General features: G+C 34.6%; 16 protein-coding genes and 1 tRNA gene. 14 read left to right on the top strand and 3 right to left on the bottom strand.

From position 1 onward, the window contains the following. Window positions 1–271, top strand: a 271-nt coding sequence (locus HMPREF0367_RS04335; RefSeq protein WP_035401523.1) for a DUF3737 family protein, incomplete at its 5' end; no start/stop codon positions are given. A gap of 94 nt (window positions 272–365) precedes the next feature. Then, window positions 366–1,727, top strand: coding sequence for an MATE family efflux transporter (locus HMPREF0367_RS04330; protein WP_035401521.1), 1,362 nt, complete (start codon window positions 366–368; stop codon window positions 1,725–1,727). Window positions 1,728–1,748: 21 nt separating this feature from the next. Here HMPREF0367_RS04330 and HMPREF0367_RS04325 read toward each other — a convergent pair whose 3' ends face one another. Together HMPREF0367_RS04325 and coaBC are read right to left on the bottom strand one after the other, a co-directional pair. Then, window positions 1,749–2,522, bottom strand: coding sequence for a type III pantothenate kinase (locus HMPREF0367_RS04325; protein ID WP_035401518.1), 774 nt, complete (start codon window positions 2,520–2,522; stop codon window positions 1,749–1,751). Beyond that, window positions 2,516–3,721 (bottom strand): bifunctional phosphopantothenoylcysteine decarboxylase/phosphopantothenate--cysteine ligase CoaBC, encoded by a 1,206-nt coding sequence (gene coaBC, locus HMPREF0367_RS04320; protein WP_035401516.1) that lies wholly within the window; start codon window positions 3,719–3,721, stop codon window positions 2,516–2,518. Before coaBC ends, HMPREF0367_RS04325 begins: the two co-directional genes overlap by 7 nt. Window positions 3,722–3,802: 81 nt before the next feature. On the opposite strand from coaBC, the gene HMPREF0367_RS04315 reads away from it, so the two are divergent. The 4 genes from HMPREF0367_RS04315 (at window position 3,803) to HMPREF0367_RS04300 (ending at window position 6,873) form a co-directional block, all read left to right on the top strand. Beyond that, window positions 3,803–4,951 carry a glycerate kinase family protein gene (locus HMPREF0367_RS04315; protein WP_035401527.1) on the top strand — a complete coding sequence of 383 codons (1,149 nt, stop codon included), beginning with the start codon at window positions 3,803–3,805 and terminating at the stop codon, window positions 4,949–4,951. Then, entirely contained in the window at window positions 4,935–5,441 is a 507-nt protein-coding gene (locus tag HMPREF0367_RS04310; protein ID WP_035401514.1) for a thioredoxin family protein, read from the top strand. The genes HMPREF0367_RS04315 and HMPREF0367_RS04310 overlap by 17 nt, the downstream gene beginning before the upstream one ends. Then, on the top strand, window positions 5,438–6,412 hold the full coding sequence (locus HMPREF0367_RS04305; protein WP_015535639.1) for an asparaginase: 975 nt from the start codon (window positions 5,438–5,440) through the stop codon (window positions 6,410–6,412). Before HMPREF0367_RS04310 ends, HMPREF0367_RS04305 begins: the two co-directional genes overlap by 4 nt. 68 nt (window positions 6,413–6,480) lie before the next feature. Then, window positions 6,481–6,873: an inorganic pyrophosphatase gene (locus tag HMPREF0367_RS04300; RefSeq protein WP_015535638.1), complete on the top strand. Its 393-nt coding sequence runs from the start codon at window positions 6,481–6,483 to the stop codon at window positions 6,871–6,873. A 106-nt stretch (window positions 6,874–6,979) separates the two neighbouring features. Here HMPREF0367_RS04300 and HMPREF0367_RS04295 read toward each other — a convergent pair whose 3' ends face one another. Further along, a complete protein-coding gene (locus HMPREF0367_RS04295; protein WP_035401511.1) occupies window positions 6,980–7,627 on the bottom strand; it encodes a hypothetical protein in 648 nt (215 codons plus the stop codon). A gap of 162 nt (window positions 7,628–7,789) precedes the next feature. Between HMPREF0367_RS04295 and HMPREF0367_RS04290 the strand changes: the two genes are divergently transcribed. The 8 genes from HMPREF0367_RS04290 (at window position 7,790) to HMPREF0367_RS04255 (ending at window position 12,648) form a co-directional block, all read left to right on the top strand. Further along, entirely contained in the window at window positions 7,790–8,239 is a 450-nt protein-coding gene (locus tag HMPREF0367_RS04290) for a hypothetical protein (protein ID WP_035401509.1), read from the top strand. Between the two features lie 3 nt (window positions 8,240–8,242). Beyond that, entirely contained in the window at window positions 8,243–8,782 is a 540-nt protein-coding gene (locus tag HMPREF0367_RS04285; RefSeq protein ID WP_022355376.1) for a DnaD domain-containing protein, read from the top strand. Further along, window positions 8,779–9,423: an endonuclease III gene (nth, locus tag HMPREF0367_RS04280; protein ID WP_022355375.1), complete on the top strand. Its 645-nt coding sequence runs from the start codon at window positions 8,779–8,781 to the stop codon at window positions 9,421–9,423. The genes HMPREF0367_RS04285 and nth overlap by 4 nt, the downstream gene beginning before the upstream one ends. A gap of 1 nt (window position 9,424) precedes the next feature. Further along, a complete protein-coding gene (locus tag HMPREF0367_RS04275; RefSeq protein ID WP_015535632.1) occupies window positions 9,425–10,255 on the top strand; it encodes an MBL fold metallo-hydrolase in 831 nt (276 codons plus the stop codon). A gap of 201 nt (window positions 10,256–10,456) precedes the next feature. Then, a complete protein-coding gene (locus tag HMPREF0367_RS04270) occupies window positions 10,457–10,717 on the top strand; it encodes a helix-turn-helix domain-containing protein (protein ID WP_015536285.1) in 261 nt (86 codons plus the stop codon). A 13-nt stretch (window positions 10,718–10,730) separates the two neighbouring features. Then, window positions 10,731–11,381 (top strand): hypothetical protein, encoded by a 651-nt coding sequence (locus tag HMPREF0367_RS04265; RefSeq protein ID WP_022355373.1) that lies wholly within the window; start codon window positions 10,731–10,733, stop codon window positions 11,379–11,381. A gap of 64 nt (window positions 11,382–11,445) precedes the next feature. Continuing rightward, window positions 11,446–11,517 (top strand) — tRNA-Ile (locus HMPREF0367_RS04260). Between the two features lie 243 nt (window positions 11,518–11,760). Continuing rightward, complete coding sequence (locus tag HMPREF0367_RS04255) at window positions 11,761–12,648, top strand: PHP domain-containing protein (protein ID WP_035401507.1); 888 nt, start codon at window positions 11,761–11,763, stop codon at window positions 12,646–12,648. The last annotated feature ends 408 nt before the right edge of the window (window positions 12,649–13,056 follow it).

Below are 13,056 nucleotides of genomic sequence, written 5' to 3'. Positions count from 1 at the left end.
GTATTTGGCATGGTATTCTCATGGTCTGGTTTTGGAAAACTGCAAGATCATTGGGACACAACCATTATGCTATTGTGAAGATCTAAAGTTGATCAATTGCGAAATGATCGATACGGATCTAGCCTTCGAAAAATCCACAGTAAAGGCAACAATTAAGAATTCTGTTCTCAGTATTAAGAATCCAAAAGAAGGGGAAATTATCGTGCCTGCAGTAAAAGAAATCATTATGGATGATCCATTCGCTAAGGCAAACATCATACAAAATAGATAGTATAAGGTTTAAAAATGATAAATTGACTGGAAAAGATAGACAGAGCTTCTTAAAATAAATACAGAAAGAATATTGTCAATATAGAAAGGGTCGTATGAATAATCAATATTTATTGAAATTACGCAATGGAGAAAAGTTATCTACCTCTCAACAAGTCAAGATGATATTGCTTCTGTCTTTGCCGGCAATTCTCTCACAGGTTTCTAGTACAGTGATGCAATATATTGATGCCAGTATGGTTGGAAGCCTGGGAGCTGATGCGTCAGCAAGTATTGGCTTGGTTTCTTCGACAACTTGGATGTTTGGCGGAGTAGCTTTTGCTGCAATAACAGGGTTTACGGTTCAAGTTGCTCATGCAATTGGGGCAAAAGATTTATTGCATGCTAGAAATATCATGAAACAAGGTTTTATCGTGGGAGAAATCTTTGTTTTTATCTTAATGATCATCGGGGTATCCATTTCTTTTCAGTTGCCAATCTGGCTAAAAGGAACAGAATCGATTCAATATTCAGCTTCAATGTATTTCTTGTTTTTTGCGCTGTTTCTTCCTTTTCAACAACTAAATTATTTGGCAACAGGAATGTTGCAGGCATCAGGGAATATGAAGATACCTAGTTTATTAAATATTTGTATGTGTTTTTTAGATGTAGTCTTTAATCTATTCTTTATTTTTTACATGGATTTAGGTGTTATGGGAGCAAGTATTGGAACAGGCTGTTCTCAATTGGTCATTTCACTATGTTTATGCGCATTTCTCTTCTTTAAAAGTGATTCCTTGTCACTGCATAAAAACGAGAAGATGTCGTGGGAACAAGATACGCTAAAGCAAGCATTAAGGATTGGTCTTCCTGTTGGTTTAGATCGACTTGTAACAAGTAGTGCTTATGTGGCTTTTACGCGTATTGTTTCTCCTTTAGGGACGATTGCCATAGCTGCCAATAGTTTTGGTATAACGGCAGAGAGTCTATGTTATATGCCGGGATATGGTGTACAAAGTGCTGCTGTAACTTTGATTGGGCAGAGCATTGGAGCAAAACGTCATGATCTTACATATCGACTTGGTGTTTTGACGACGATCCTAGGTATAGGATTGATGACATGTTCTGGATTGTTTATGTATTTTGGGTCTCCCTTAATGATGAGCTTATTATCACCAGATCCATCTATTGTTATCCTGGGCGTTCAAATTTTGCAAATTGAAGCTTTTGCCGAACCTATGTATGGGGCAAGTATTGTTGTTGCTGGTGTGCTGCAGGGAGCCGGCGACACATTATCATCTTCTTTGATGAATCTTATCAGTATGTGGTGTGTTCGTATTCCTTTAGCTGCTTTATTGGCAGGAAATTATGGTCTTAGGGGTGTTTGGTTTGCGATGGCCTTGGAATTAAATGTTCGTGGAATTTTATTTTTGTATCGATTGTTTAAAAAGAAATGGATGTCAAAGTTGGCAAATTAAAAAAGAAGCTTGCGAGCTTCTTTATTTGTTTTCTTTGGTTTTTTCGTAAATGATCTTTAGACCTTTAAAAATCAAATTTGGATCGTATACATCAATGAGTTTTGTGTGGTTACATACGATCCTTCCTAGACCGCCTGTTGCAATGACTTTAAAGTCTTTTCCAACTTCTTTACGGAATTGCTTGATCGTATATTCAATGCCACCTAGATATTGATAGAAAATGCCGGCCTGCATTTCAGTTTGAGTGTTTTTAGCTAGTATTGTCTTAGGCGGTTTGATCTCGATTTCAGGTAACTGAGCTGTTTGTCCCCAAAGAGCATTGGCGCCAGTTTCAATTCCAACACCAATTGTTCCTGCCTTAAAACATCCGTTTTCGTCTACATAATCATATGTAGTGGCAGTACCAAAATCTACGATTAGAACGGGCCCTCCGTATTCATAAAAAGCTCCGGCACAATCCGCAATTCGATCAGATCCAACGCTTTTTGGGTTTTCTAATTGAACACTGATACCGCTCTTGATTCCAGGTGCTACCATAATTGGCTCGATTTCCATGAATTTTTTTATACCATTACGAAAGGAATGCATAACTTTAGGAACAACGCTTGAGATGATTACATCATCTACATCCGCTTTATGAATGTTGGAGTTATCCAAAAATGTTTTTAACATAAATCCATATTCATCGCTTGTACGTCTTACTTTTGTCGTTAATCGATAATTTCCTATCAATTCATCTTTATCAAAGATACCAATTGTAATGTTTGTATTTCCAATGTCGATTGCAACTAACATTTTGTTTTACCTTCTTCTATCTTCATCATTGTTTCTAATATTTTTTGTCCAAGCTCTTCTTTAGAAAGCTTAGGCAGGTGCTCAATCGAATCTTTTGTTAGTAAAGATACAATGTTTGTATCGGTTTGAAATCCTGCGCCAGAAACAAACAGATTATTTGCGATCAACATATCGCAGTTCTTCTTTTCTAGTTTTTCTTTGGCGTTTTTATCAAGATCCTGTGTTTCCATTGCAAATCCGCAGATGATTTGTTTTTTTGTCTTGTGTTGTCCTAAATAGGCTAGGATATCTGGATTTTTGACAAAAGTCATTTCAATTGTATCATCGCTTTTCTTGATTTTGTGTTCTGCAATATTTTCTGGGCGATAGTCTGAAACAGCAGCGGCCATAATGATGTAATCGGCTTTATCTGCGTTTTGTTTGATGGCTTCAAACATATCTAAAGCACTGGTAACATCGATTGTTTGTATTCCTTCTATTTTTTCTAATTGAACTGGGCCACTGACAAGAATTACATTTGCCCCCATGGCTTTAGCCGCTTTTGCGATAGCATATCCTTGCTTTCCACTTGAGTGATTCGATATAAAGCGAACAGGATCCATGGCTTCCTGTGTCGGTCCGGCACTGATCAATACGGTTTTCCCGCTTAGCTTATTTGATGTATTAAAGTAGTTGTCAATGGCTTCAACAATATCTGCAGGCTCTATCATCTTTCCTCTTCCGGTGTCGTTGCAGGCAAGGTGACCAACTACAGGATCAAGGATCTGATATCCAAGATCTTTACATGCCTGAATATTCTTTTGAGTGATTGGGTTTTCATACATCTGTGTGTTCATGGCTGGACAAATCATCTTGTGTTTGTTGCAGGCAAGAACTGTTGTACTTAAAAGGTCATCGCTGATACCATGTGTTATCTTGGCAATGATATTTGCAGTTGCCGGCACGATGATCATGAGATCGGCCCACTTGGCAAGTGTAATATGTGCAATTGGATCTTCATTTGATTCATCAAATAAATCGGTCTCTACATAATTATGGCATAACGCTTCAAAAGTGAGTTTTGAAACAAACTTTTCGGCGTGTTTTGTGAGGATCACTTTAACTTCATAATCTTTCTTGGAAAGTTTGCTGACAAGATCGCAGGCTTTATAGGCAGCGATTCCACCGCTAACTCCCACTACTATTCTTTTTTTTGACATAGAATATTTCCTTTCAGTGCTTTTAATATTATATATTAACTAGTTTTTGAACTCAATAAGGATAAATGTTAAAATATGTACATGAAATTCGTTGTTGCATGCGATTCGTTTAAAGGCTGTATGACATCAAAAGAAGTCGGCCAAACGATTGAAAAAGGCATATTAAAAGCTAATTTCCAACACCGAGTCAAAGTATTTTCCATGGCGGATGGAGGAGAAGGCACGGCTCAGGCTTTTTGTGATGTAATCAATGGTAAGATGGTTGATGTAAATACTTTAGATGCTTATCATAGAAAGATTCATGCTGGAATCTGTCTTTCACAAGAGGAAGATATTGCGATCATAGATGTTGCCAGCTGTATTGGTTTAAGCATGGTAGACAAAAAAGATCGCAATCCCATGATTACTTCCAGTAAAGGTGTTGGCATATTAATCAAACAGGCTCTGTCTTTTGGTGTGTCAAAAATCATCATTGGTCTTGGCGGCAGCAGTACCAATGATGGAGGTATGGGACTTTTGAGTGAGTTTGGAGTGCGGTTTTATGATTCCAATCGAGAATTGCTGCGTCCCAATACATATGCTTTAGGAAAGATTGCCTTCATTGACAAACGTGCTTTCTCGATTCCAAGTAATGTAGAGTTTATCGTTGCCTGTGATGTAAAAAATCATCTTTTAGGTCAAGAAGGCGCTACCTATATCTTTGGGAAACAAAAAGGTATTTACGAGAATCAAATGGAAGAAATTGATAGTTGGTTAAGACACTATCGCGATAAACTGGATCAGACCTTTCATGTGGATGTCAATGAGTTTGAAGCTTCTGGCGCTGCAGGTGGGATTGGTGCTGTGCTTTTAGGCATGTTTCATGCAAGAATGGTCCCAGGAATTCAACTTTTGACAGAATATGCCCATTTAGAAGACGAAATTTCAAAATGTGATATAGTCATTACAGGAGAAGGACAAACGGACCGGCAGACTGTTTATGGCAAGGTTCCTTATGGAATTGCTCAATTAGCAAAAAAATATGATAAACCGGTTATTTGTTTGAGTGGGGCTCTAGGGCTTGGTTATGAAGAACTTTACAAAGAAGGCGTAATTGGAATTTTTTCAAGTGCAGATAGAGCAATGAGTTTTCAAACTGCTTTGAAGACAGCTTCTGCAAAGTTGGAAGCTTTGGCGTTTTCTGTTGTACGACTGATAGAAGGAGTAATTAAATATGAAGAAAATAAGTAAAATGATCCTGGCATTTTTTGTAGGGATAAGTTTGGTGGCTTGTTCTGTGCCGCAAGATGATTTTAAAGAAGAGGATATCACTGTTGCCGAAATTCAAGAAAAAATTGATAACAAAGAAGATTTTGTAATGATCGTTGAAAGGGATGAGTGTTCTTTTTGTGAAGCGATTGAGGAATATATTAATCAAACAGAAGATGAACACCCAGGAATTACCTTATATAAATTAGATTCAACAGATTTTGGTTTTACATCTAAGGATGATGGTTCACAGACATTGGATTCGTCTACAGATGAAGGTAAGGCTTTCTTAGAAATTGCCCCATATTTTTATTACACACCAACGATGTATGTATTTAAAGATGGCAAGATTACCAGTTCAGCTGTTGGATTTAGTGATACAAATAAAACTGTTAGTTTAGGTGGCTTAGATGCTCCGATCGATTTTGATACGGCTGAAACACAGGATTTATGGGAGTTTATATCACAATGAAAAACATTGTGATAATTGCAACTGGTGGAACAATTGCAGGGAGTGGCAAAATTGGTGAAAGTGCCTCATATCAGGCCGGTACAATCAATGTAAAACAAATTGTTGATTCAATTCCTCAAATTGATACCCTTGCCAATTTAACAATGATCCAATTGTGTAATTTGGATTCTAATGACATAGGAATATCACATTGGAAAAAGCTTAGAGAATATTGTGAACGTTATGATAAAGATGATTCGATTGACGGAATCGTAATCACGCACGGAACGGATACATTGGAAGAGACAGCTTTCTTTTTGAATTTGACTTTAAATTGTCATAAACCGGTTGTTTTAACAGGATCGATGCGTCCGGCAACATCAACAAGTGCTGACGGGCCGATGAATCTTTATCAGGCTGTAGCATTAGCTTGTTCAACTGATGCCTATGATGCTGGTGTATTGGCTTTATTTTCAGATACTATATATTCAGGAAGAGATCTACAGAAAACAAACAGTTATAAAACGGATGCTTTTAAGATGGGGGAATTTGGAAGTTTAGGTTATATGCGAGATGATCAAGTATATTTGTTGAGTGAACCACATAAAAAACATACCCATCAGACGATATTTGCAAATTTATCTATTGATATTCTTCCTAAAGTTGGTATTTATTATGTGCACAGCGATTGTGATCCTCAGCTTTTAGAAGATATGATGAAACGTTATGATGGAGTTGTTATTGCGGGAACTGGTTCAGGGAACTATCCTTCTGCGATAAAAGATGTAATCGAGAAAAATGATGATTGTATACTTGTTCGTTCATCGAGAGTTATAGAGGGTGCAGTTTTTGATTCAAAGTATTTTGACCCGGAACTAAAAACCATACCGGCTCTAAAATTTTCTCCTCAGAAAGCAAGGATATTATTACAATTATCGCTTTTGGTCACGAAGGAGCCTAAAAAAATAAAAGAGATTTTCTCAATATATTGAAAATTGTTTCACAGATTTGAAAAATATTTCTTAAATGGTATAATAGTTACATACTGGGAGGTTTTTCTATGAAAGAATTAGAAAACAATGCGTTTTTTTGGCAGAAACTAGATACGCTGATGTTTTCAAGTGATTGCACGATCGACAGACCGAAAGGCTCGACACATTTCAAATATTCAAATTTAGTATATCCAGTTGATTATGGATTCTTGTCTGATACAACAGCAGGATCTGATCAAGATCCAATTGATCTTTTTAAGGGATCTATTCCAACACATACTGTTGATGCGATTGCGGTTTCTGCAGATATCTTGAAAAAAGATTGTGAAGTTAAACTGCTTGTTGGATGTACAGAAGAAGAAATACTGGATATTTTGAGATTCTTAAACCAAACAGAGTTTCAGAAAGCAATTTTGATCCGAAGAGGTGATGAAACACCTATTTGGTCTACTAATGATTAATTAGTAGATCTTTTTTGTATGGATTATCGTTTGTGTTATCAAACGTTTTGTCAGAAGTTAATTCTAACAAAGTACTTTAATTAAAAAGAGCTGTAAACTTTTTTGTTTATAGCTCTTTAAAATATTTTCGGATAATTCTTTTTATCCAAAGATATCCTATTATGTAAAAAAGAAAGAATAAAAGTAAGATCCATATTGTATATTCTTTGAAAAGATCATAAAAAACTTGATAGTTAAATGGAGTGTATCGTGTAATAAAAGGTGTTAATGTAAACAAAATAATGGCAGGAAAATATGCCTGTCTTCTCCAATATTCACTTTTTGAAAAGCGTAAGAACAAGCAGAAACTATAGAGTAAGATAGAGAGTGAACTGGATAACCAATACATAAGACTGGCAGGCAATATCATCACAGGTGTGTGATTAAATATACTATGTAGTATCCAAATAAAAAGAAGAACAATGTAGAGAATAAAGGTCTTAAATAGGAAAAGCATTAGCAAGGTTATTGGAATATTATTTGTTTCTCCGAGTATTTGAATCATTGATTTGTTCTTTGTAGGAGTACAAAGTGGTAGAATGTTTATCCATGTTATGGCCAAAAGAGAAAGAATAGGAAATCCATATCCATTATTCATCGGATTTGTGGCATCTTTAGAGACTGAAAAGACATAGAGAATCCATAAGGCAAAAATAAATAAAAGTATGTTCCATTTTGAGTCATTTTTGACCCATAGAGAGATAGTTTTTATCATAAAACTCACCTCCTGTTTATATATCTATGTTGTATATTTCTACTTTAATCATATTATGAATGGAGCCTTGAATCTATTTAAACATGTAAATGATTTTAAAATTCAAATTTCTTTTATCTTGTTCGCTCTATGATATAATTAGACGCATAGAGAGGCAAATTCATGAAAAATAAGTTTTACGGAAAAAGATTAACTGTAGTTTTGTGGATCGTTTTGATTTTGATCATCTCGATTTTATGGTCTTTATTTATAAGTGGGCCTAGTCGTGTTCATGAAGTTACGCTTCAAAATGATCTTGATCAGATTACAGAAGAAAATAAAGGAATTACAGGATTAACTGTACATCAATTTGACTATACAACTTATCAGGGATATACAGAGACAACGTTATATTGGTTTGACGAGAATTGCGAAGTTATTACTACTAGAGAAATTGCAACATTGGATTATGAAGCTGCCAAAGAAAAGGCTTCTACAGATTATGGAATCGAATGTGATACGATTGAGCTTGGATATGGTTATGATAATCCAGTTTATGAAATTCGTGGCAGCAATAAGATAATTCTTTTAGACTATGATACATTGGAACGAGTTTATCAGCGAGAGGTATAAAATATGGAAAAGATTTCTTGGGATGCACCATATTTGGATCGAAAAGTATGGCTTCTAGAACATTTAGAAACACTTCATTTAGATGCTAAGGAAGCTTTAGTGTTGTTGTTAATCGATCACTTTAATACGATTCATGTCAATATTCATCATGAGTTATTGGCAACAAAACTAAAAATCAATGAAGAAGAAGTAGAAGATATTTTTAATGCTTTAGCAGAAAAAGGATATTTAAATTTAGATTTTAAAGATGGAAATATGGTTTTTGACATCAGTGGAGTTTATGCATTAGAAAATACATCTGAAGTGAATTATGCGAAATCTTTATTGGAAGAATTTGAAGATGAATTTAAACGTTCTTTAAGTCCTTCGGAAATGGATAGGATCTTAAATTTGGCATCAATTTATAGTGAACGAATGGTTATCGTGGCTTTGAATGAGGCAGCTTCTTATGATAAGCGAGATCTTAACTATATTGAAAGAATCTTGATTTCGTGGACAGATAAGGGATTAAGTGTGGAAGATGTGGAGAATGGTAAACGATGAATGCGAATGAAATCTTGGATGAAATGGAAAAACTATATCCAAATGCAGAGTGTGAATTAAAGCACGAAACACCTTTTCAGCTTTTGGTTGCGGTTGTATTAAGTGCACAGACCACAGATGAATCCGTTAATAAAGTAACCCCTGCTCTATTTGCGGCATATCCAACTTCAAAAGCGATGGCTCAAGCATCTTTAAGTGATATTGAGTCTTATATTCGACGAATTGGTTTATATCGCAATAAAGCACGTTCTATTCTTAAACTTTCTCAAGATCTAGAAGAAAAATTTCATGGAGAGGTCCCTAGCTCTTACAAAGATCTGATGTCTTTGGCAGGAGTAGGAAGAAAGACGGCGAATGTAGTCCGCAGTGTGGCCTTTGATATTCCAAGTTTTGCGGTCGATACGCACGTGGATCGTATCAGTAAACGTCTAGGTCTTGCCAAGCCATACGATTCAGTTGAAAAAGTGGAAGAAAAATTAAAAAGAAAGATCGATCGAGATCGGTGGAATCGAGGACATCATGAATTTATCTTTTTTGGACGATATCTCTGTCATTCAAGAAATCCTGAATGTTATCGATGCCCGTTTATAGACATTTGTAAAAAGGATAAGGTAGATGCTTATTTAAAGAAGAAGGCATAATATGAGAATTACAGTATTGGTGGAAAATACAGGACCCAGCGAATTCAAAATTGAACATGGGCTAAGCTTATATATTGAATTTAATGATAAAAAGTATTTACTGGATGCTGGTCCGAGTGATAGCTTTTTTAAAAATGCTCATGCTTTGAGTATAGATTTAGGTCGTGTTGATAAAGCAGTTCTTTCGCATGGGCATTATGATCACGGAGATGGCTTTATGGTATTTCTAAATCAATATAAAGATAAAGTGGTTTATGGGGCTAAAAATATCTTTGATGATTATTATTCAGGTTCAGGTGGAAGTGTTCATTATATTGGTTTAAGTTCGAAACTAAAACAAATGAAAAATCGTTTTAATACTATTTCAAAGGATACAAAAATTGATGAAAAAATATATTTGATACTTGATGATGTATCAAACACAAAAGAAATAGGTGTGCAGAAAAAATTATATAAAAAAGTAGATGACGTACTTCAGCCAGATAATTTTGATCATGAATTGAGCTTAGTATTTGATACCCCAAAGGGACTTGTGATTTGTAACAGTTGTTCTCATGCGGGACTGGAATCGATTGTAGACAATATAAAGAAAAGATTGAACAAGCCAGTTTATGCATATGTTGGTGGTCTGCATATGAAATCCACTAAAAACCATATTGAAACATCAAGTTTTACTGAGGAACAGATTCAAAATTTATGTATCTTTATCAAGAAGAATATACAATATGTTCTTACAGGTCATTGTACGGGGAATGTATCGTATGATTTGTTAAAAAAATATCTAAAAGATCGTATTGATTTTTTGACAACAGGGAAAACAATTGAAATTTAAATCGTATAGAATTGTATGATAAAAATGAAGTATATATCGCTTTTTTGTATATCGTGATGAAACGTGACAAAAAAGCTTTTTTTTACGTCTTTTTTAGCTTTATAGTTAAATGACAAGTACTTTCTTTTAACATATAATGAAAGCATAAAACAAATCAAAAATACCGCGGATCGATTTGTTTAAAGAAGGAGATGAATTTGCATGTACCCAAGGGTCGATAAGATCGAAACAGGAAAAAGAATTCGAAGCTTAATGAAAGTTCGTGGACTGAAACCAACAGATATTCAAGACAAACTTTCATTATGCTGTGTGCAAACGGTTTATAAATGGATGCGTGGGGAGAGTATTCCGTCTATAGATATTTTGTATTCTTTGTGTGCCTTGTTACGTGTTAATATGGATTCTCTTCTTGTAGGAAATAAGGAACAGATCGTATTGGAAAATATGAATCGAGGCTTATGAGGAGAATAGCAGAATGGAAAACAAACTTTTAATTACACAAGCTTTGGATGAGCGGGATTTATTGGTGAAAAAAATTAATTCTAAAATAGAAAGAATTGATTTTGTGGATGGTAAGAAACGAAATGAAGAAAAAGTGATTCAACAAGTAATTACCAAAGAAGAATTTTGTAAGAAAGTTAAGACAAGTTATCAACAGATTCAAGATTTGATCAAACGATATCAAAAGATTGATGAAGCTATCATTACTTCAAATGCCAATACATATATTGAAACGTCATTTGGCACTTATTCTGTTGCGGTTGCTTTATCTATGCGTAATCGTTTACGAGAATTAAATGCTATGGATTTTGAAACCATACTTCGAAATAAAATGGAAGAAAATTATTATGAAGTCCTTGAGTTGAAAGATCTAAGAAATCGACGGTTGGAAGAAGATGCCGAGAAAATGCGACTTTCCATTTTAGGAAAAGATGGGAAATATAAAGATGATAAACCATTAAGTGTTGTTGATGCTTATATTAGCGAAAACACGGTCGAGTTGATTGATCCTTTAAATGTTTTAGACGAGATTGAATCTCTAAAAGATAAGCATACAACCTTGTTGAGTGAATTAGAGACTAAGATCAAAATCTCTAATGCGACAACCTTTATTGAAATCCACTAAGTGTCGCGCCTGTTATACGAAAACGTGAACTCAGCTTTTCCCGTAAAGGGGAGTTTAAAAGCGATTCAAAGTAGCTCAATGGTAGAGCACATAATTGATAATTATGTGGTTTAAGGTTCGATTCCTTACTTTGAATGAATGTGTTTTGTCATTGTTTATTGAGTTTCATGCTAGATAAATATTAATTTGGTTATTTGAATCTTTACCCTCCATATTTATTTAACGAATTTAAAAATCCATGATCAAGGTTTGGTGATAAGCTGATTGACCATCGGGTTTCCTCATGGCTGTATAACAGGCTTTTTGTTTAAAATGTTTTTTCTTTTCTTTACTAACGTTTTTTCAAAGACTAAAATAAACGATAGTGGAGGAATAAGATATGAATTCATTTGATTTACATATGCATTCTATGTATAGCGGGGACGGGCAGTTCTCACCAAAAGAATTGATTGACATTGCGGATAAAAAAGGTTTAAAGATTATTTCCTTAACAGACCATGATGCTGTAAAAGGTGTTAAAGAAATCACTGAACTTGGAAAAGAAAAAGGGATTCGAGTGATTCCAGGTATTGAGTGTTCAACAATTTTGGAGGGAAATGATGTTCATTTGTTAGGGTATGGAATTGATATTGAAAATTCATATTTTGTGAATTTAGCAGATCGATTGAATAAGTTAATGTATGATGCGTTTTATCTACGTGTTGAAAAGATCCAAAATAAATACGGAATCGAATTGGACGCTGATGAGTTGATTGAGGCAAGTCATGGTAAGAATCCGTGGTTTTTGATGTGGACGAGAATTTTTAATGATCCTCGTTATCAGGGTATTGAAGATTTCAAAGATTATATTCCTGGAGGAAAAAGAAGTGATCCTGCTCCAGTAAACTTTTTCTGGGATAAATGCCAGGCCGGCAGCGATTTGTATGTTTATGTTGAGAATCCTAGCTTTGAAGATTCTGTCAAAAAAATTCATGAAGCTGGAGGAATTGCCGTGGTTGCACATCCTTTTAAAACTTTTTATCATAAGAAAGATTTGTTACAAAAAGCTCTTGACGCAGGCATCGATGGAGTAGAGGTTTTCAGCAATTATCATGCGCCAGAACACATTGAATATTATGAAAAATTTGCGAAAAAACATAATTTGTTGATAACATGTGGAAGTGATTTTCATGGTGAAAAGAAACCTAGTATTGAAATGGGTTCATATGGTTTAGAAAAAGATGGAAGTGAGTATATTAACCGATTCTTAAAAGCTTTGGAAGAATAATTCTTCCTTTTTTTTGAATTTGAAAATAAATTAGGCGCTGTCAGTTAATTGCTAAAAAATATGTGAAGTGTTAAACAAGTTAAAATCTAGAAGAAGTAGAATATTACTTTTAGAAATGAGCTGACAAACCCGTTGTCTGGATTTCTTTCTATTTATATAGGCGCAGAATTTTTAGCTTTTTGTGAATAAACTATCGTGATGTGGCTTTAAAAAGTCTAAATTCAAATGAATTTGTAAGTTAAAGTTATCCTATTTTCATCAAGCGTAAACAATAAAGATGACTTATTTTAACAACAAGCCATCCTTATCTATGTTGAAATTTTTTTATGATTTTAATTTAATCCTTGTTTAGCTTTCATCAATAACTCAGAAGAAACACCGGTTATCTCTAAGATATAAGAATCCGAT

The sequence above is a fragment of the Faecalitalea cylindroides ATCC 27803 genome (assembly GCF_000469305.1).
Lineage (GTDB): Bacteria > Bacillota_I > Bacilli_A > Erysipelotrichales > Erysipelotrichaceae > Faecalitalea > Faecalitalea cylindroides.
Note: the sequence above shows the minus strand (reverse complement) of the source record. Positions and strands in the feature narration are given on the sequence as shown.